An 18,500-nucleotide genomic window follows, 5' to 3' on the forward strand; every position below is an offset into this window, starting at 1 on the left:
TCCATCGTTTGATTTGGCTACAGATTACTGGAAGTGACTGCAGCTGCAAGGTGCGTCAGCAAAAAATGTGAATTCATCAGCCTCTCTTTTTCAGACCACCCGGCCTTGTGGGTTCGATGGTTGCTCTGCCAGGATTAGCGTACACTGGCTGAAACTGCCCGGAGGATAAGATGAAAGAGAACGATATTGCAGGCATCCTGACATCCACCCGTACCATTGCGCTGGTAGGCGCGAGCGATAAACCCGACCGTCCCAGCTACCGGGTGATGAAATATCTGCTGGATCAGGGCTATCACGTGATCCCGGTTTCACCGAAAGTGGCGGGGAGCACGCTGCTGGGTCAGCAGGGCTATGCGACGTTAGCCGAGGTGCCGGAAAAAATCGATATGGTTGACGTTTTCCGCAATTCCGAAGCCGCATGGGGCGTGGCCCAGGAAGCGATTGCCGTCGGGGCGAAAACGCTGTGGCTACAGCTGGGCGTCATTAACGAACAGGCGGCGGTGCTGGCTCGTGATGCCGGGCTGAATGTGGTGATGGATCGCTGTCCGGCGATTGAAATTCCGCGTCTGGGTCTGGCGAAGTAAATAAAAAAAGCCCGCCGGTAAAGCCGTGCGGGCTATTTTCAGATTAGTGACACAGTCTGGGTGACTGGAGCTGGCGGCGAATGGAACGGGCCAGTTCGTCCATTGAAGGCTGTTCCGGATGCTCTTCCAGCATTTCATTACTTAACTGCGCTTCAGCAAGATAGGTATGGACCGGTTGCCCGCTGTCATCCTCCATAACGACATGGTACCAGGGTGCGGCACGCAGTTCGTCTGTTACTTCAAGTTCCTCAGCATCTGGCTCGTCTAAAGAATACTCAGGATCGACATCCACAATAACGCCCAGATAGCCCAACAGGGTGTGGCGCACCTGCTGACCAATGCCGTATTTGCTGGCAATCATAGTCACCTCCAGGGGAAAATTGCTCTACCATCCATGTGGGGCTGATTTTCCCTTTTTCAAGTTACATGACGCGACAGGCAAACCCTTTCAGATAGAGTCCTTCCGGGTAGGTGGCGATCACCGGATGATCGGCGGCCTGACGGAACTGCTCTATAAATTGTATATCACGACCGGCATCTATTGCGGCATCGGCGACGATTTTCTGGAATAAATCGGTGGTCATCAGCCCGGAGCAGGAAAACGTCAGCAGCACGCCGCCGGGATTCAGCAGTTGGATCGCGAGCATGTTGATGTCTTTGTAACCCCGGCAGGCACCCTGCAACTGGCTTTTGTTTTCCACAAACTTGGGCGGGTCCATCACGATAACGTCAAACTTCTCGCCGTTGTCGCGGTATTTGCGCAGCAGCTTGAAGACGTCATCACGGACAAATTCCGCTTTGCTGAGATCCAACTGGTTCAGCTCCACGTTCTGCTTCGCCACATCGAGCGCTTCCTGAGAGGTGTCCACGCTAATCACCTGACGGCAGCCACCCATCAGCGCCGACACGGCAAAGCCGCCGGTATATGAGAAGCAGTTCAGCACCCGGGCATTCTCAACATAGCGGCGGGTCGCCAGGCGGCTGTCGCGCTGATCGAGATAGTAACCGGTCTTGTGCCCGGCTTTAATATCCACCAGCAGCTTCATGCCGTGTTCCTGAACAGGCAGCAGGGCAGGCGGTTGTTCACCCGTCACCGGTCCCTGAGTCAGCTCCAGACCTTCTTTCTTACGCACCGCGACATCGCTGCGATCGTAAATCGCGCATTCCGGCCACAGTGACTGCAACGCGGAGATTAACGCCGCGCGCTGGTACTCAGCGCCTGCACTCAGCAGTTGCAGCACCAGGAAATTGCCAAAGCGGTCAATGGTTATGCCCGGCAGACCGTCAGATTCCCCGGCGATCAGACGCCAGGCATCCAGTCCGTCACGTTTTGCCAGCCAGTCGCGCCAGACCTGCGCGCGTTGCAGGCGGCGCACGAAAAAGTCGATATCAACAGATTCCTGCTGATCGAACGTCCAGACGCGGGCGCGGATCTGTGAATCGGGAGAATACGCCCCGCGCGCCAGCCATTTACCCTGGTGATCGACAATATCAATCGTCTCGCCCTGGCTGGCTTTACCTTCCATACGGGCAACCGCGCCGGAGAAGATCCATGGATGGCGGCGCAACAACGATTTCTCGCGCCCTTTGGCTAACACTAAACGTACGCTCATAGTTTACTTTTCTGTCAAATGAAGGGATCGGGCGCATTTTCCCGACTTCGGCCGGGAAATGCAACGCGTTACGAAACACATCGTCGGTATCCTGGAGGAAGCGATGTGCTGTTAAACTTAGCCAGTGGTTCTTAAACAGTGAGGTTTTTATGTCTGATGCAACATCGGCCCGCTGCGTAAAATGTTGGGTTCACGGCAGGGTGCAGGGCGTCGGTTTTCGCTACACCACCCAGCACGAAGCGCAAAAGCTTGGGCTGACTGGCTACGCGCGTAATCTCGACGACGGCAGCGTGGAAGTCGTCGCCTGCGGTGAGGGCGAACAGGTCGAGAAACTATTGGCGTGGTTAAAAGCGGGCGGCCCACGCAGTGCCAGCGTGGAGAAGGTTCTGACGGAACCCTCCCAGGGCGATCCCACGTGGACCAGCTTTAAAATCCGCTATTAAATACATTTCACCGGTTTGGGCAGGCCCGCAATTTTAGTGGCCTGCTTAGCCGGGCCTTTCGGAAACAGACGATAAAGATAGCGGCTGTTGCCTTTCTCCTCGCCAAATTTATTGGCCATCGCCTTCACCAGCATACGGATCGCCGGGGAGGTGTTGAATTCCAGATAAAACTCGCGCACAAAGCGCACCACTTCCCAGTGTTCCGGGGAGAGGGTAATGCCTTCCTGTTCAGCAATTGCGCCCGCCAGCGCTTCACTCCACTGGTGGGTATCTTTCAGATAGCCTTCGCTATCGGTTTCAAACTCACGGCCTGCAAAATTCAGCATAATCTTTCACAACGTCATTAAACTGGCGGCAGTTTAGCAAAAAACAAAGCCCTGCATAAGCAGGGCTTCGGGAATGGCCTGGCGAACGGTTAGTCCCGGCTGGCAAATCCGAGGATGCTCAGCAGGCTGATAAAGATATTGTACAGCGAGACGTACAGGCTCACGGTCGCGCGAATATAGTTGGTTTCGCCGCCGCGAATGATATTGCTGGTTTCAAACAGGATCGCCCCGGATGAGATCAGGATAAATACCGCGCTAATCGCCAGGTGCAGCGCCGGAAGTTGCAGGAAGATATTGGCAACCATTCCGACCAGGACCACGACGATCCCTGCCATCAGCATCCCGCCGAGGAAGGACATATCTTTGCGGGTGGTCAGTACGTAAGCCGAGCAGCAGAAGAACACCAGCGCCGTACCGCCCAGCGCCATGCCGATCACATCTCCCATGCCCGCAGAGAGGTAGGCGTTGAGGATTGGGCCCAGGATGTAGCCCAGGAAGCCGGTGAAGGCGAAAGCGGCCAGAATGCCGGAAGGCTTATTCGCCAGTTTGTAGGTCAGGAACATCAGACCGTACATGCCGACCAGCGTCAGGATCAGCCCCGGAGAAGGCAGCGCCAGCACGGTGCTGGCGGTGGCGGTAATCGCCGAAAAAGCCAGCGTCAGGCTGAGCAGAAAATAGGTATTACGCAGCACTTTATGCGTGCTAAGCAGCGATGAACGATCGCGTGATGAGGTAATAATACGATCCATGAAATCACTCTCTTATAGACAGGTATAATTACCGAGAATAATAGGAAATTACAGCCCAGCGGCAAATCAGTTTTACCCATCTTTACTCACTTCATATATGCACTCCAGAATAAAATAACAAGAAATGCGCTGCTGGCAGAATGAACGTATGAACTTCAGGGCAGGCGAGATCAACGTCTTATAGGTCGTGAAAAATGATTGCTTTGCCTGCTAACTGCCGTTATGAGTGAAGAGGTCGTTGATAAATATTCACTGGATGAGGCAAAGGAAATGAATCTAACAAACAATAAATCATACAGATACACGTTACTGGCCGCAGCGGTAGCCTGCGCAGCTGCGCCTGCACTGGCGGCAACGGTGCCTGCCGGTGTTGAGCTGGCGGCCCGGCAGGAGCTGGTGAGGAATAATGGTAGCGAGCCTGCATCGCTGGATCCGCATAAAGTAGAAAGTGACGTTGAGTTTAATCTTATCAGCGATATGTTCGACGGGCTGGTGGGCGTAAAAGCTGATGGTACTATTGAGCCGCATCTCGCCCAGTCGTGGGAAAATAAAAATAATACGGTATGGATTTTCCATTTGCGTCCGGGCATAACCTGGTCTGATGGCACGGCGATCGTTGCGCAGGATTTTGTTTATAGCTGGCAGCGGCTGGTCGATCCTAAAACCACCTCACCTTACGCCAGCTATCCGGGCAATATGCACATTGTAAATGCTGCCGATATTGCGCAGGGTAAAAAAGCCCCTGACACGCTTGGCGTGAAGGCGCTGGACGATGCCACGCTTGAGGTAACGTTAACCCAGCCGACCGCCTCGTTCCTCGCAATGCTGGCGCACCCGTCGCTGGTGCCGGTCGATAAAGTGCTGGTTAACCGTTTTGGCGATCAATGGACCAAACCGGAGCATTTCGTCAGCAGCGGCGCGTACAAGCTTTCGGAATGGGTGGTTAACGAACGCATCGTGGCGCTGCGTAATCCGCGTTACTGGGATGATAAAAACACAGTCATTAATAAAGTGACCTATCTGCCGCTCTCCGCCGAAACTGCCGACGTGAACCGCTACCGGGCGGGAGAAATTGATATCACCTATACCGTACCGGTCAACCAGTTTAGCCAACTGAAAAAAACGCTGGGCGACCAGGTTAATGTCTCCCCGCAGCTGGCAACCTATTATTACCAGTTCAATACCACCAAAGCGCCGTTCAACGATCCGCGTGTGCGTCGCGCGCTGAATATGGCGCTCGATAAAGACATCATCGCCGAAAAAGTGATGGCACAGGGGCAGCGCGCCGCATGGGTGATTAGCCAGCCGGAAATCGGCGGCGTTAAACTTCACGGTCCGGACTACGCAAGCTGGCCGCGTGACAAACGTATTGCCGAAGCGAAGAAACTGTTGGCAGAGGCGGGCTTTGGTGACGGTCATCCGCTGTCGTTTAATCTGCTGTATAACACCATGGAAACCCATCAGCGCATCGCTATCGCTGCCAGTTCCATGTGGAAGAAAAATCTTGGCGTGGAGGTAAAACTGCAAAATCAGGAGTGGAAAACCATGCTGGACGCGATGCACACCGGCAGCTTTGACGTGGTTCGCTATGCGTGGATTGCCGATTACGACGATGCGGCGACCTTCCTGAACAATTTCCGTACCGGCGATAGCGAAAACACCAGTAAATACACCAACCCGGCTTATGACGAGGCGCTGGTCAATGCGGCGAAATCGGCTGATGTGAAAGCGCGGGGGAATTATTACCAGCAGGCAGAGGACATCCTGGCGCAGGACGTTCCGGCCATCCCGGTTTATCACTATGTTCGCACCCACCTGGTCAAACCGTGGATCGGCGGATTCGCCCCGGACAGCCTGGGTTATTACTACAGCAAAGACCTGTACATTAAAAAACACGAAGATAAGCGCTGATTAAATCGCCAGGCTGCTGTTATTTCAGGCGAATAAGCCTTTTTTGGCGGTTTTTCAGGCGATTGAACAGAATAGGGCTTTACACGGCGCATAGGGATGTTTATAGTGCGCCTCATTACGGAAGTGTGGCCGAGCGGTTGAAGGCACCGGTCTTGAAAACCGGCGACCCGAAAGGGTTCCAGAGTTCGAATCTCTGCGCTTCCGCCAGATTAAACAAGGGGTTATCGAAAGATAACCCCTTTGTTTTTTTGGCTGTTGGTATATCTTTCTGATTTATTGCCTCAAAAATCGTATTTTTCCGCCAATTCCTGACAGCTTTTTCTCACCCGATCACGTAGTTTTTTTGTCTCTTCCGCCACCAACCACAACTCATCCAGTGTCATTTTTCCCATCTCGTTACAGGGGATGATCACAAATCCACATCGCCTGACATGCTCTAAACAGGAATCGGGGTGCATCAAAATCTCACCATCAGCAATTGGTCGCCGGGCTACAGGAATATCGTTTTCATAATAAATTTCTTCACGGCGGGTGTTGACGACGGGCTTCGCTGGGGTTAGTGAGATAGATTGCTGGTGCAACTGCTTTTCGCATTCGATGAAATATCGGCGAATCTGACGCCCTTTGTCATTGCGCTCTACCATGGCCAGTTCTTTGGCGGTGACTAAGGTGAGGTGATAGTCTTTTCGATGGCGGCCCACGGTATTTTTTCCAGAATTGGAAAAAACTATAAAATCTTGATTTTCGGTAAAGCTGTAATCAGCGATCTCAGTATGGACGTAACAGGCGGCTACAGCATTATCTACATTGGGTGTTTTTTCGGAAGTGGTGAATTTTCCAGATGGCATCAACTCAAGCGATTTGAACGGGATTTCAGTCAGCATGAACACAGCTAAAACGTAATAATAATGACTGGAGCACACTATGATCGGTTTATCCCCGCAGGCGCGGGGAACACATCATCCCTTCTAATTTATTTCAAATATCCTGCTTCATTTTTATTCGGTACAAAGAACTAATGCAAAAAATCAATAAGCAGTTAAAAAGAACGGCAACAATCATGAGAATAGTTGTGAACCAGTTATACCACTGATTTTCCATCACAAAACCGTATTTATTTTCGTACCATGAAAAAAGTGCTTCATCGGGTACGAAGTAGCAAAGAAGGCTATAAATAACGGCCAGTGAAAGCAGCTCAATAAGCCATAAAAAAACGTGTCTGATTGGTTTCATTAATATACCTGGACCGTTCCGAATGCCTTTAATTGTGCAGTAATCATCACAGGTGGGGTGCTAATTAAAGCCTGAAGAAGTATTGCGTAATCCGCATGACTGGGTATCGTGATACATCCGTCACTGATGCCTGACTGTCCTGCTGGGTGCAATCGGAAATTTCCCCGCTCAACGCAATCTATAAACGACGTGTCGTCCAGTTGGTTGTCATCTCGATAAAGGGCAAACCACAAATCCCTGTTAGAGCCACTCTCAAGCTCTTTGATCATCGAATGCCAGTGCGTTTTGAACCCTCCTCGTGGGCGCGTGACAATGTAATATTTGCCCGGCGGTAATGGTCCCTTTCCCACCACAGCCACTGTATCGGGATTGTTACGGTATTTCCCGGTGTTTCCTGAGTAGGCCGAGAAGAAACCCACCCCAGCGCAGCTCAGTGTTGATAGCTGCCCACCATTCAGATGAAAGGTGCATTGGATCATCTGTCGTTCCATGCGTCAGAGAATTGAATATTGCCATCGCAATATTTCCATGTGATCCGCTCGTATCTCAGGGACACATTTTCCATGTGGTTATGCTTTTCGGTAGCCGGATTTTTTATATCGAGCATGTGGGGGCATGAGCTGACGACCTTTACGTTCTCCAGCAACATGTTGAAATATTCAACTTCCTGCTCGGCGTCATTGATGCGATACCACTTAAATTCGGCGCTCTTAAGTGTCTGGCCGGTAGCGATGGCTTTATAAATATAGGGGCTGGATGAGTCGAATTCTTTTTGAAAACTGAGCGGGGCATGTTGGCGGGTGCCAGTGATTTTGCCGGTGTTATTGTCCGTGGGTAAGTTCAATCCATGCCCAAACGACAGAACTTCAATACTGCCTTCGCGATCCCTGACATCGACTGAGCCTTTGATATCCGCGCCGCCGTCGTCCTTCAACCACAGGTATGCTGGTATTGCCATTTTAAATGTCCTTATTACTGGTTTTGTTACTAAAGTCCTTACTAATATTTAACTATAAACCCTAAACTCTTTAATGTTGTTAAGTAATACGTGCCATATAAATCGATGATAATTCAAGCTTTTAAAATTCACTGAGGCAATTGCTATTTTCAACCTGAATGAATGATTTTGCTGACAAACCAATCTCGCTGGATTTGTTTTTTTTGCTTTTTACCCTCTCTCATCCTGTTTCCCTGAATCTGCATCAGCGTTAAATGCCCGTTGAACACCGCACCCGTATCAATATAATGCTGATTCGCTATATGTAGCGGGGTGGACAATGGCGTATGCCCGAAGATAAACCCCTCCGCGCCGCTAATGTGCTGCGAGCGGCCTCGCTGCGCGGCGGTGATCCGTTCCCGGCTCCAGACGACTTTTTCTTCATCAATGGGTTGATCCATGGCGTAATGGTCAGCGGGATAATCCGCGTGGCAAATAACGTAGCGTTTATTCTGGCTCCTGACCTCCAGGATGAGCGGCAACGCGGCGACCTGTCGTAACAGCGACCGGACCCGCTGCTGATCTTCTCCCGCCAGCCGGAAATACCAGTCGCCGCCGTTAATAAGCCACAGGCTGGTATTACCGCCTCTGTGCAGTGCGTCGAGCATCATCTCTTCATGATTTCCGCGTATCGCCTGAAACCAGAGCTGGTTCAGCAGTTCCAGGCAGGGCAGATTTTCGCTTCCCCGGTCGGTTAGATCCCCAACGCTGAGCAGTAAATCTTCCTGCCAGGAAAAGCCGATGCCACTGAGTTTATTCATAAGCAGGCTATAGCAGCCGTGTAGATCGCCTGCCACCCAGATATTGCGCCAGTGCGTGCCGTTAATTTGTTGGTAAACGGCCATATTAACCTCCGCGATAAAAACTCATGATTAAGTATGGGCGCAGACCTTTTCGCGCGTGCCCGCTCTGGGATTAATCCTGGCTTATGCGGTGAGACACAGGGTTCCACGCCCATCGTCTATACTTATTATCCTGATGTTCCTGAAGGAGAGAAAAATGCTGAATATTGAAAAAGACGATCCGCGCGAAGCGCCGGAATCCGGTGATAAAAAACCGACCCCGGAAAAGAAATAAATCTCTCAGGTCGCTAAGGCGGCCTTTTTTTCGCCCTGAATACGCGCAAGGTCACAGATCGGAAATCACAAACGCAGCGAGAGTCCGGGTTCTGTCATAAATCTGTCACAATTAACGAACGATTAACCTTTGAGGGCAAGGTATGAAAAAGACATTTCTCGCAGCTGGCGTCGCCGCATCGTTGTTAATGACCGCAGGCGCACAGGCGCAGACGACGCCGGAAGGATATCAGCTCCAGCAGGTATTAATCATGAGCCGTCATAACCTGCGCGCGCCGCTGGCGAATAACGGCAGCGTGCTGGAGCAGTCTACGCCGCAAAAATGGCCGGAGTGGGATGTGCCGGGCGGTCAGTTAACCACCAAAGGCGGAGTCCTTGAAGTGTATATGGGACACTACATGCGCGAGTGGCTGGCGGAGCAGGGGATGGTCACCTCCGGCGAATGCCCGGCCCCGGAGACCGTTTACGCTTACGCTAACAGCCTGCAACGTACCGTCGCCACCGCCCAGTTCTTCATAACCGGCGCGTTCCCCGGCTGCGATGTGCCCGTCCACCATCAGGAAAAAATGGGCACGATGGACCCGACCTTCAACCCGGTGATCACCGATAACTCGCCAGCCTTCAGCCAGACGGCAACGACGGCAATGGACAAAGAACGCCAGCAGATGCAGTTAGCGGAGAGCTACAAGCTGCTGGAGCAGTTGACCGATTACAAAGACTCACCGTCCTGTAAAGAAAAACAGACCTGTTCGTTGACCGACGGGAAAGACAGCTTCAGCGCCAAATATCAGGAGGAGCCGGGCGTCTCCGGGCCACTGAAAGTCGGTAACTCACTGGTGGACGCCTTCACCCTGCAATATTACGAAGGCTTCCCGATGGATCAGGTGGCGTGGGGTGAAATTAAAACCGATCAGCAGTGGCGCGTGCTTTCCCGCCTGAAAAACGGGTATCAGGACAGCCTCTTCACCTCGCCGGAAGTGGCGCGCAATGTGGCAGCACCGCTGGTGAAATATATCGACAAAGCGCTGGTCAAAGAGGCGGATAAAACGCCAAAAATTACTCTGCTGGTGGGGCACGATTCCAACATTGCTTCACTGTTAACGGCGCTGGATTTTAAACCCTATGAGCTTCACGATCAGTATGAGCGCACGCCCATTGGCGGCAAAATTGTCTTCCAGCGCTGGCATGACAGCCAGAGAAATAGCGACCTGATGAAGATCGAGTATCTGTATCAGAGCAGTGAGCAGATCCGCAACGCTGATAAATTAACGCTTCAGGCACCCCCGCAGCGCGTAACCCTGGAGCTTACAGGCTGCCCGGTGGATGCTAACGGCTTCTGCCCGATGGATAAATTCACGGCGGTAATGGATGAAGCGGTGAAATAAGCATCGTCACCGCAGTAACAACTGACGGGAAGATGGATTCAGGCGATCTTCCCGTTTTTTTATTATTATTTTCAGACTAATTTATTCATGACGGTTATATTATGCAACTCCATAACAGTAACCGAAAGAATTAATGCCGATGAGAGTGTTTTACCCGTTCGCCTGGTGTTAAAATCCACCCGGTACAGATACGCGCGGCAATCAGGAACGGCGATAACGTATCGGCAAAATATTATCTTTGGGCGTTTGTAATGATTAAATTTGTTTATAAAAATCGCAATAACCATACTCACTGGGATCGCTGCGAAAAAGGCCATGCCCCTTTCATTGAACTGAGCAATGTTAATGATATGTACGTCAATATTTTCTATGACGTAACAAACTATCGTCTCGATCAGGAGCAGACCTCAGAGGATATCAAAAAAATCTATTTAGCCTATCTTGAATTCTTCAGCCTTAGTGAACCTTTTATTGATGATTTATTCGCCCAGTATTATTTCTTAAACCTGATTGTCCGTCGTGAACACGCGGAGTTTATTGCCGGAAGGTTGTATGATTATCTGCTGGGGAAAATAAAAGCATAGCCCGCGTAAGAACAGCAATTATTATTCAGCCGGGCATTTTTTATGCGCGCATAAACCTCATATTATTGGGCGCGAATTGACGCGTACTCTACAATGAGCTTCGTAGTATGCACAACGACGGGTATCACCCCCGGCACCGGGCCCTCCAGTCAATTCAAAATAACCCGACGGGCTAACGACCGGATGCCGGTGCGGAGGCTCAATGCATCAGACGTTCTTACGTTCGATAGTCTGTTCGCCCCAGAAGAGCGAATCTTTATCGGTTTTCTCAAAGGCGCGAATCAGCACTTCATCATTGCCTTCTTCCCAAATCTTCTCGACAAGCGTTTCATCATAGTCAGCCAGTTCAAAAATGGCCTCTGCAATTTCTGGCGAGGTATTACGTAAACTGGCCCATTCACCAACGCGATGAGCTTTAGCTTCCTGAGTAGGCATATCTGTTTCTCCTGAGAAAATTAGCCATTGAGTTTTACTGCCAGTCCTGCAACGTATTCGCCCTGATAACGGGCAATTGCCAGCTCTTCCTCGCTGGGCTGGCGGGAGCCATCGCCCCCGGCAATCGTGGTCGCCCCATACGGCGTACCACCGCGAACCTGGGAAATATCAAACAGTTCCTGTGCGCCGTAGCCAATCGGCACAATCACCATTCCGTGATGCGCAAGCGTTGTCCAGGTGGAGGTAATAGTTTGTTCCTGGCCGCCGCCGGTACCGGTCGAACTGAACACGCTGGCCACTTTGCCGCGCAGGCTGCCGTTCGCCCACAGGCCACCCGTTTGATCGAGGAACGTCCGCATCTGACCGGCCATATTGCCGAAGCGGGTGGGGGTGCCGAAAATAATAGCGTCATAGTCAGCCAGCTCCTGCGGCGTTGCCACGGGCGCATCCTGACGCTTACCGCCTGATTTCTCGAACAGTTCATTCGGCATGGTTTCCGGGACGCGTTTAATCACCACTTCCGTGCCGGAAACCTTTTTTGCGCCCTCGGCAATGGCGTTTGCCATCGTTTCAATGTGTCCGTACATGGAATAATAGAGCACCAGAATCTTTGCCATTTCCTCTTACTCCTTACGACTTCAGATTTATATATTCCTTTAACTCTATGTCGTGATGGCAAAAGTGCAAACCTGCGGCGGGATAATCAGAGCAGACTGAGAAGGGGAAAGCGCCGCGTTAACGACGCGCGGCACCGCTCACTGGCGGAAAGAGGCAGCAAAGAAAAAAACGCGTCACCGTGGTCACCGTGAAATGTTTACTCGTCGGTTGCCTGTCTAATGTCCGCAACCAGTTGAAGCGCCCTGGTGTAAAACTCGGTTTTTTGCCGGGGGCTTAACGTGTCAATATGTCTGGCGAGATCGTGACGCAGCAGATGTTCATGGAGGAGCCCGCCGACGCCAGCCTGATGAATACGTTGAAGTAAAGCGCCCCTTTCCTCGTGATTAAGCGATTGAAAAACCATTGACCACACCGAAATCAGCGAGTCTTCCGTCTGGGAAGGAACCTGGTACGGCGTGTCACATTCCTGCGCCGTGCGGGGCGGTTCGCTGTTGTGCATGCCGTATGCCAGCCACTCTACCGACACACCCTCCAGCCTGGCGATTTGCATTGCCACACTCAGCGACGGCTCAGTCCCACGGTTGATATAGTTGTTGAGGGTTGAATAAGAAAGCTGCCAGTCCTTCGCTGCCGCGCGCGTACTTCGGCTGCCGATTAAAAACCGTAGCCGATCGGCCAGTAACTCATCCTGGGCGTGTTGCGCGTCTGGATTGCCCACATTATTCGTCATTATTCACATCCCATTACTATCAATGCGATTGATTCAAATAGAGATCAAAATGATGTGATTTAAATCACATTCTGGTGTTTTAAGCCTTTGTATGATCTCAAAAGAGATCAAAACTATATGCGGTTTAGTAAATCGCAGTCATCCCGTGGGGTTATCCCAAAAAGTAATGGAGAAGGTTAATCGAAATATGGTCACAAATGAAGATAAACGCGCAGATTGGCACCGGATCGACATCGTCGCGGCTCTGCATAAACGGGGAGTATCTATACGCAAGCTGTCGGTGCGATCCGGCATGAAACCCGACACGCTGAAAAACGCGCTCTCGCGGTCCTGGCCGAAAGCGGAGCGTATCATCGCCGACGCCATTGGCGTAGCGCCGGAGCAAATCTGGCCCAGCCGCTATGCGCGTCACAATAATAACCCGCCGTTGCTCAGCCAGCAGCGCGAGCAGGCACCCAGACGGCCTTAATGCGGATGCGCTTCAAGTCGCCCATACTCTGGGCGCATCGACAAAATCAGACACATTTTTCTCCCTCCGCTTTTTTCCAAAAATAATAAAAACTTATCAAATACGGCGATGCCGAAGCCGTAAAAAATGCCGTGAATCGTTGCAGGATATTAATGCTGGCTGGTCAACAAATTCTGTTCCACTATGCTTATTTCTACACGGCGCAGTTGAAGATTCTTGCAGTTTGCCGTGAGGTGAAAGAATACTCTTTTACTGAATGCAGTATGATGTCTAATCAATAATGGAGGTCAGTAATGGCAAACCATCGTGGTGGTTCCGGTAATTTTGCAGAAGACCGAAACAGAGCATCAGAAGCAGGCCGTAAAGGTGGTCAGCAGAGCGGCGGGAATTTTAAGAACGATCCCCAGCGCGCCTCTGAAGCTGGCAAAAAAGGGGGAAAAAGCGGTCACAGCGGTAGTCGAAATAGTTAGCTGACCGTTCTCTCAGGAGTACGCAACATCAGTAGTACAAAGCAACTGTTCTCTGAAGTCGAAGTAAGTACCTGAAATCACCCCCTGACCGCCGGGTTTATACCTGGCGGTTTTTTATTGCGGCGATTATCTGGCGGGCGGCAAAGGACAGCTTAAATCCCCTTCCTCACATTGCAGCATTGAGCCGAGCCATGCGTTGCGCTCTTCCGTTTTTTCCGTCAGGCACTGATTGTGAATTAACGGCTGCACGCTGCCGCCTTCGGTGCCTGATGCAATCAGTTCGCAGTCAGCATCGCGCAGGGCGATCCACTTTTGCTGCGCTTTTTTCAGCAGTTCTTTCTGCGGCTCTTCGGCGCGTTTAAGCGCGGTATTCCACGTTTCATTCAGCTTTTTATCGGCCGCCTGGTATTGGGCCGCGCTGCACTGATTCATCGCGGCCTGCGTGGAGGCATCGCCGCATTCGTCAGCGAAAGCCGGAGCGCTTATCAGCATCGCCGCCATAAGTAAGGTCGTTTTTTTCATCTTTTACCTCAATAAATAAGGCTCCCGCGCAGGAGCCTTTACAGAGTAACCAGTGCTTAACCAATTGTCATCAGGCTGGCATTGCCCCCGGCGGCGGCGGTGTTGATACTGAGAGATCGCTCAAGATACAGACGTTCCAGCGCAATCTCCGTCTCGCCTCTGGCAAGGCCAATCACCGGGACGATCGCGCCTTCGCGCGCAGCAATATCGCTGCAAAGCTCGCGCAGCTTATCGGAATCACCGTGGAAGATAACCGCATCCAGCGCCTGGGTGGTCACGGGCTGGGCTGAGGTAAAGGTGATTCGCGCCTGGATTGGGGCAGGGAGCTTTGCAAAAAGATCGCGATGCAGCGGATCGTCATTCCACAGAATGCGACCGCCCACGGCCATCACCGCCGCCAGTTGTACCAGCGCGTCATCGTCGTTATCTGCGAGGCTCAGCACCGTCTCGCGCGGCAGCAGCGTCCAGCTATTGCGCTCCCCGGTAGGGCCGGGCAGGAGGCGCTGGGTACCCGCCTGCGCCAGTTCGCCATAGTGCTGGCACAGTGCCTGAAGGTCAGGTCGCGATGCCGCCCACTGCGTCAGCGCGGTCAGCGGCTGGGTGAGAAGCGCTTTCACCTGCGCGTCCACCGGGCGTTCCGCGTCGTGGCGGGCCAGCGTTTTACGTAGCGCGTCCTGCGGACGATTCGCCAGCAGGCGGTACAGATACAGCGGACCGCCCGCTTTTGGACCGGTGCCGGAAAGTCCCTCGCCACCAAACGGCTGCACGCCGACCACCGCGCCCACCATATTGCGGTTGACGTACAGATTGCCGACCTTCGCTTTGCCCGTCACCTGGGCGATGGTTTCGTCGATACGGGTATGCACCCCCAGCGTCAGGCCGTAGCCTGCGGCGTTAATCTGCTCAAGCAATTGCGGCAGTTCGCTGCGACGGTAGCGCACGACGTGCAGCACCGGGCCGAAGATCTCTTTGGTCATTTCATCGAAGCTTTCAAGCTCAATCAACGTCGGCATAATAAACGTGCCGCTTTGCCATTCGCGACGATCGCCGCTGACATCGCGCGCGGCCTGGAAGACGCGACGGCCTTTGGCGCGCATCTCCTGAATATGGCGCTCGATATTGGCTTTCGCTTCGGCATCAATGACCGGGCCAATATCGGTGGTCAGGCGACCCGGGTTGCCCATCCGGCATTCGGCCATCGCCCCGCGCAGCATGGTCAGCGTATGTTCCGCCGCGTCTTCCTGAATACACAGTATCCGCAGCGCGGAGCAGCGCTGTCCGGCGCTGTCAAAGGCCGAGGCCAGCACGTCGATGACGACCTGTTCCGTCAGGGCGGAGGAATCGACGATCATCGCATTCAGGCCGCCGGTTTCGGCAATCAGCGGCGTCTGGCGACCCTGCGCATCCAGCCGGGTGGCGACGCTGCGCTGGAGGAGGGTCGCCACGTCGGTTGATCCGGTAAACATCACTCCGCGCACGCGTTCGTCAGCGGTCAGCCGCGCGCCGACGGTTTCGCCCTGGCCTGGTAACAGTTGCACCACACCCGGCGGCACGCCGGCTTCCAGCAGGATCGCCACGCCCTGGGCGGCAATCAGCGGCGTTTGCTCCGCCGGTTTTGCCAGCACGCTATTACCGGCGGCCAGCGCTGCAGCTATCTGACCGGTAAAAATCGCCAGCGGGAAGTTCCACGGGCTGATGCAGACCACCGGACCGAGCGGGCGATGGGTTTCGTTATCAAAATCATCGCGCACCTGCGCCGCATAGTAGTGAAGGAAATCCACCGCCTCGCGCACTTCGGCAATCGCATTGCTAAAGGTTTTACCTGCCTCACGCACCAGAATGCCGATCAGCGTTTGCATCCGGCCCTCCATCAGCACCGCCGCACGTTGCAGAATGGCGGCGCGCTCCTGCGGAGGCGTGGCAAACCACACCGGGGCCTGGCTGACTGCGCTGGCCAGCGCACGATCCACTTCGTCTTCGCTGGCTTCCCGGACATAGCCGACGATATCGCCCGGCTCCGCAGGGTTTATCAGCGGCGTCATTTCGCCTTCCGGCACCGCCTCTTCGAGTACAGGCAGCGCCAGCCATTTCTGGGTGGCGCTGTTCAGCAGGGCCGAAGACAGCGATGCCAGCCGGTGTTCATTCGCCAGGTCCAGCCCGGCGGAGTTAGTGCGTCCTGCGCCGTACAAATCGCGTGGCAGAGGGATTTTAGGGTGTGGCAGACCGACTTCACCTTCCCGCGCCGCCAGTTGTTCCACTGCGGCTACCGGGTTCGCGACCAGCTCGTCAAGCGGCAGGGTGCTGTCGGCAATCCGGTTGACGAACGAGGTGTTCGCGCCGTTTTCCAGCAGGCGGCGCACCAGGTAGGCGAGCAGCGTTTCATGAGTGCCCACCGGGGCATAAATACGACACGGACGGTTGAGCTTGCCGTCGGCAATTTTACCCACCACCTGTTCGTACAGCGGCTCGCCCATTCCATGCAGGCACTGGAATTCATATTGCCCCGGATAGTAGTTTTGTCCGGCAAGATGATAAATAGCCGCCAGGGTATGCGCGTTGTGGGTGGCAAACTGCGGATAAATCAGGTTCGGCACCGCCAGCAGTTTCTTCGCGCAGGCAAGGTAGGAGACGTCGGTGTACACCTTACGGGTATAAACCGGATAACCTTCCAGCCCCTCCATCTGGGCGCGTTTAATTTCGCTGTCCCAGTACGCGCCTTTCACCAGGCGGATCATCAGACGGCGACGGCTACGGGTCGCCAGGTCGATCAGATAATCAATAACAAACGGACAGCGCTTCATGTAGGCCTGGATCACAAAGCCAATGCCGTTCCAGCCTTCGAGCTCCGGTTCAAAGCACAGTTTTTCCAGCAAATCGAGGGAGATTTCCAGACGATCGGCCTCTTCAGCATCAATATTAATGCCGATATCGTACTGGCGGGCCAGCAGCGTCAACGACTTCAGGCGCGGATAGAGTTCGTCCAGCACGCGGTCATACTGCGCCCGGCTGTAGCGCGGATGCAGAGCCGAAAGCTTAATGGAAATTCCCGGGCCTTCATAAATGCCGCGCCCGTTAGAAGCTTTGCCAATCGCGTGGATCGCCTGCTGGTAAGAAACCATATACGCCTGGGCGTCGGCTGCGGTTAACGCCGCTTCACCGAGCATATCGTAAGAGTAGCGAAAGCCCTTTTCTTCAAGCTTACGGGCATTGGCCAGCGCCGCAGAAATGGTTTCGCCGGTCACAAACTGCTCGCCCATCAGCCGCATCGCCATATCCACCCCTTTGCGGATCAGCGGCTCGCCGCTCTTGCCGATGATGCGGTTCAGCGAATGCGACAGACTGGATTCGTTATGCGTGGAGACCAGCCGCCCGGTAAACAGCAAACCCCAGGTGGCCGCGTTGACGAACAGGGACGGACTGCGACCAATATGCGACTGCCAGTTGCCGTTGCTGATTTTGTCGCGGATCAGGGCGTCGCGAGTGGCTTTATCAGGAATACGCAGCAGCGCTTCGGCGAGACACATCAGCGCGACGCCTTCCTGCGAGGAGAGAGAAAACTCCTGCAACAGCCCCTGCACCATACCCGCCCGCCCGCTGGCGTTTTTCTGTTCGCGCAGAGTTTGGGCCAGCCGGTATGCGAGCTGGTGCGACTGCTCATCAATGGCCTGCGGCAGGCGCGCCTGCTCCAGCAGCATCGGAACGGCATCCGTTTCGGCACGCCGCCAGGCAGCGGTGATCGCCGCGCGGTTAACCGACTGCGGCAAAATATTTTCGGCAAATTCGAGAAACGGCTGGGGCACATCTTCCACTGGCGGCACGTTTTCTTCCGTTTCTGCGGCATGATGCAGGGCAGGGATCTCCGCGATGGGTTCGTTGCTTTCCAGCCTTTCCAGGTAATTAAAGATCGCCTGCTTGATTAACCAGTGCGGCGTGCGGTCAATCCGGTTTGCCGCCGCTTTGATTCGCTCGCGGGTGGCGTCATCCAGTTTGACTCCCATTGTGGTCGTCCCCATGCCTTACTCCTGTTATTCGATAATTGATGTCCTGTGAATATCCGGCATGTTGCAACTTTGTGCAACCTTGTTAAATGTGACGGCGCTAACAGGGCTGAAAAGAGGGTGATTGTTAATTAAAAGTTATACAGGTTGCGGTGTGGATAATGATGCGGCGCGTTGTTCAGTGAGCGGGTTAACATTTTTTGCAGGTGCAACCGGCAAAAACGTGAGCGAGTGCAACCTTGATGAAAATCATATTTGTGCAGAGTGAAAAATGATGTGAATGCTGTGTTAAACCATTTGTGAATAACAAAAGGTTACGGCAGGATACGGTCGCCTGACGAGAAAAGTCTGGGGCCA

General features: G+C 53.4%; 21 protein-coding genes and 1 tRNA gene. 9 read left to right on the forward strand and 13 right to left on the reverse strand.

All coding sequences use genetic code 11. The annotated features are described in order from the left end of the window. The first annotated feature begins 170 nt into the window (after positions 1 to 170). Positions 171 to 584 (forward strand): CoA-binding protein, encoded by a 414-nt coding sequence (locus RT197_RS07720; RefSeq protein ID WP_312948925.1) that lies wholly within the window; start codon positions 171 to 173, stop codon positions 582 to 584. A 43-nt stretch (positions 585 to 627) separates the two neighbouring features. Here the strand turns inward: RT197_RS07720 and hspQ are convergent, their stop codons facing one another. Both hspQ and rlmI read right to left on the reverse strand, forming a co-directional pair. Further along, positions 628 to 945, reverse strand: a complete 318-nt coding sequence (gene hspQ / locus RT197_RS07725) for a heat shock protein HspQ (protein WP_312948926.1) — start codon at positions 943 to 945, stop codon at positions 628 to 630. 61 nt (positions 946 to 1,006) lie between these two features. Beyond that, positions 1,007 to 2,197, reverse strand: coding sequence for a 23S rRNA (cytosine(1962)-C(5))-methyltransferase RlmI (gene rlmI, locus RT197_RS07730; protein ID WP_312948927.1), 1,191 nt, complete (start codon positions 2,195 to 2,197; stop codon positions 1,007 to 1,009). A 149-nt stretch (positions 2,198 to 2,346) separates the two neighbouring features. On the opposite strand from rlmI, the gene yccX reads away from it, so the two are divergent. Continuing rightward, positions 2,347 to 2,640, forward strand: coding sequence for an acylphosphatase (yccX, locus tag RT197_RS07735; RefSeq protein WP_312948929.1), 294 nt, complete (start codon positions 2,347 to 2,349; stop codon positions 2,638 to 2,640). Here the strand turns inward: yccX and tusE are convergent. Both tusE and yccA read right to left on the reverse strand, forming a co-directional pair. Then, positions 2,637 to 2,966, reverse strand: coding sequence for a sulfurtransferase TusE (gene tusE, locus RT197_RS07740; protein ID WP_312948931.1), 330 nt, complete (start codon positions 2,964 to 2,966; stop codon positions 2,637 to 2,639). The genes yccX and tusE overlap by 4 nt on opposite strands. Before the next feature lie 89 nt (positions 2,967 to 3,055). Beyond that, positions 3,056 to 3,715 (reverse strand): FtsH protease modulator YccA, encoded by a 660-nt coding sequence (gene yccA / locus RT197_RS07745; protein WP_312948933.1) that lies wholly within the window; start codon positions 3,713 to 3,715, stop codon positions 3,056 to 3,058. A gap of 270 nt (positions 3,716 to 3,985) precedes the next feature. Between yccA and RT197_RS07750 the strand changes: the two genes are divergently transcribed. Both RT197_RS07750 and RT197_RS07755 read left to right on the forward strand, forming a co-directional pair. Then, the gene (locus tag RT197_RS07750) at positions 3,986 to 5,626 is read left to right on the forward strand and encodes an ABC transporter substrate-binding protein (protein ID WP_312948935.1); all 1,641 of its coding nucleotides are present in this window, start codon (positions 3,986 to 3,988) and stop codon (positions 5,624 to 5,626) included. Positions 5,627 to 5,745: 119 nt separating this feature from the next. After that, positions 5,746 to 5,833 (forward strand) — tRNA-Ser (locus tag RT197_RS07755). Between the two features lie 74 nt (positions 5,834 to 5,907). On the opposite strand, the gene RT197_RS07760 is transcribed toward RT197_RS07755, so the two are convergent. From RT197_RS07760 to RT197_RS07775, 4 genes are all read right to left on the reverse strand, one after another. Continuing rightward, the gene (locus RT197_RS07760; protein ID WP_409529683.1) at positions 5,908 to 6,474 is read right to left on the reverse strand and encodes an antA/AntB antirepressor family protein; all 567 of its coding nucleotides are present in this window, start codon (positions 6,472 to 6,474) and stop codon (positions 5,908 to 5,910) included. A gap of 384 nt (positions 6,475 to 6,858) precedes the next feature. Beyond that, on the reverse strand, positions 6,859 to 7,338 hold the full coding sequence (locus RT197_RS07765) for a DUF2778 domain-containing protein (RefSeq protein WP_312948939.1): 480 nt from the start codon (positions 7,336 to 7,338) through the stop codon (positions 6,859 to 6,861). Beyond that, positions 7,335 to 7,817, reverse strand: a complete 483-nt coding sequence (locus RT197_RS07770; RefSeq protein ID WP_312948941.1) for an Hcp family type VI secretion system effector — start codon at positions 7,815 to 7,817, stop codon at positions 7,335 to 7,337. Before RT197_RS07770 ends, RT197_RS07765 begins: the two co-directional genes overlap by 4 nt. A 149-nt stretch (positions 7,818 to 7,966) precedes the next feature. Then, entirely contained in the window at positions 7,967 to 8,701 is a 735-nt protein-coding gene (locus RT197_RS07775) for a metallophosphoesterase (RefSeq protein ID WP_312948943.1), read from the reverse strand. A 133-nt stretch (positions 8,702 to 8,834) separates the two neighbouring features. Here RT197_RS07775 and RT197_RS07780 point away from each other — a divergent pair, with 133 nt between their 5' ends. From RT197_RS07780 to RT197_RS07790, 3 genes are all read left to right on the forward strand, one after another. Continuing rightward, positions 8,835 to 8,933, forward strand: coding sequence for a hypothetical protein (locus RT197_RS07780; RefSeq protein WP_312948945.1), 99 nt, complete (start codon positions 8,835 to 8,837; stop codon positions 8,931 to 8,933). A 142-nt stretch (positions 8,934 to 9,075) separates the two neighbouring features. Further along, positions 9,076 to 10,317 carry a bifunctional glucose-1-phosphatase/inositol phosphatase gene (agp, locus tag RT197_RS07785; protein WP_312948947.1) on the forward strand — a complete coding sequence of 414 codons (1,242 nt, stop codon included), beginning with the start codon at positions 9,076 to 9,078 and terminating at the stop codon, positions 10,315 to 10,317. Between the two features lie 251 nt (positions 10,318 to 10,568). Next, positions 10,569 to 10,901, forward strand: a complete 333-nt coding sequence (locus RT197_RS07790; protein WP_312948949.1) for a hypothetical protein — start codon at positions 10,569 to 10,571, stop codon at positions 10,899 to 10,901. A gap of 207 nt (positions 10,902 to 11,108) precedes the next feature. On the opposite strand, the gene RT197_RS07795 is transcribed toward RT197_RS07790, so the two are convergent. The 3 genes from RT197_RS07795 to RT197_RS07805 all read right to left on the reverse strand — a co-directional run bounded on the left by RT197_RS07795 (position 11,109) and on the right by RT197_RS07805 (position 12,684). Then, entirely contained in the window at positions 11,109 to 11,336 is a 228-nt protein-coding gene (locus tag RT197_RS07795) for a YccJ family protein (RefSeq protein WP_176920730.1), read from the reverse strand. Between the two features lie 20 nt (positions 11,337 to 11,356). After that, positions 11,357 to 11,953, reverse strand: a complete 597-nt coding sequence (gene wrbA, locus RT197_RS07800; RefSeq protein ID WP_312948952.1) for an NAD(P)H:quinone oxidoreductase — start codon at positions 11,951 to 11,953, stop codon at positions 11,357 to 11,359. Positions 11,954 to 12,150: 197 nt separating this feature from the next. Beyond that, positions 12,151 to 12,684, reverse strand: coding sequence for a helix-turn-helix transcriptional regulator (locus RT197_RS07805; protein ID WP_312948954.1), 534 nt, complete (start codon positions 12,682 to 12,684; stop codon positions 12,151 to 12,153). A gap of 187 nt (positions 12,685 to 12,871) precedes the next feature. Here RT197_RS07805 and RT197_RS07810 point away from each other — a divergent pair, with 187 nt between their 5' ends. Both RT197_RS07810 and RT197_RS07815 read left to right on the forward strand, forming a co-directional pair. Further along, positions 12,872 to 13,153: a helix-turn-helix domain-containing protein gene (locus tag RT197_RS07810; RefSeq protein ID WP_312948956.1), complete on the forward strand. Its 282-nt coding sequence runs from the start codon at positions 12,872 to 12,874 to the stop codon at positions 13,151 to 13,153. 293 nt (positions 13,154 to 13,446) lie between these two features. Next, positions 13,447 to 13,623, forward strand: coding sequence for a general stress protein (locus RT197_RS07815; RefSeq protein WP_312948958.1), 177 nt, complete (start codon positions 13,447 to 13,449; stop codon positions 13,621 to 13,623). A gap of 126 nt (positions 13,624 to 13,749) precedes the next feature. On the opposite strand, the gene RT197_RS07820 is transcribed toward RT197_RS07815, so the two are convergent. Next, complete coding sequence (locus RT197_RS07820) at positions 13,750 to 14,145, reverse strand: lysozyme inhibitor LprI family protein (protein WP_312948960.1); 396 nt, start codon at positions 14,143 to 14,145, stop codon at positions 13,750 to 13,752. Between the two features lie 56 nt (positions 14,146 to 14,201). Beyond that, positions 14,202 to 18,158: a trifunctional transcriptional regulator/proline dehydrogenase/L-glutamate gamma-semialdehyde dehydrogenase gene (putA, locus tag RT197_RS07825; protein ID WP_312948962.1), complete on the reverse strand. Its 3,957-nt coding sequence runs from the start codon at positions 18,156 to 18,158 to the stop codon at positions 14,202 to 14,204. Between the last annotated feature and the right edge of the window lie 342 nt (positions 18,159 to 18,500).

Origin of the sequence: Superficieibacter sp. (assembly GCF_032071645.1) — a bacterium.
Taxonomy (GTDB): Bacteria; Pseudomonadota; Gammaproteobacteria; order Enterobacterales; family Enterobacteriaceae; genus Superficieibacter.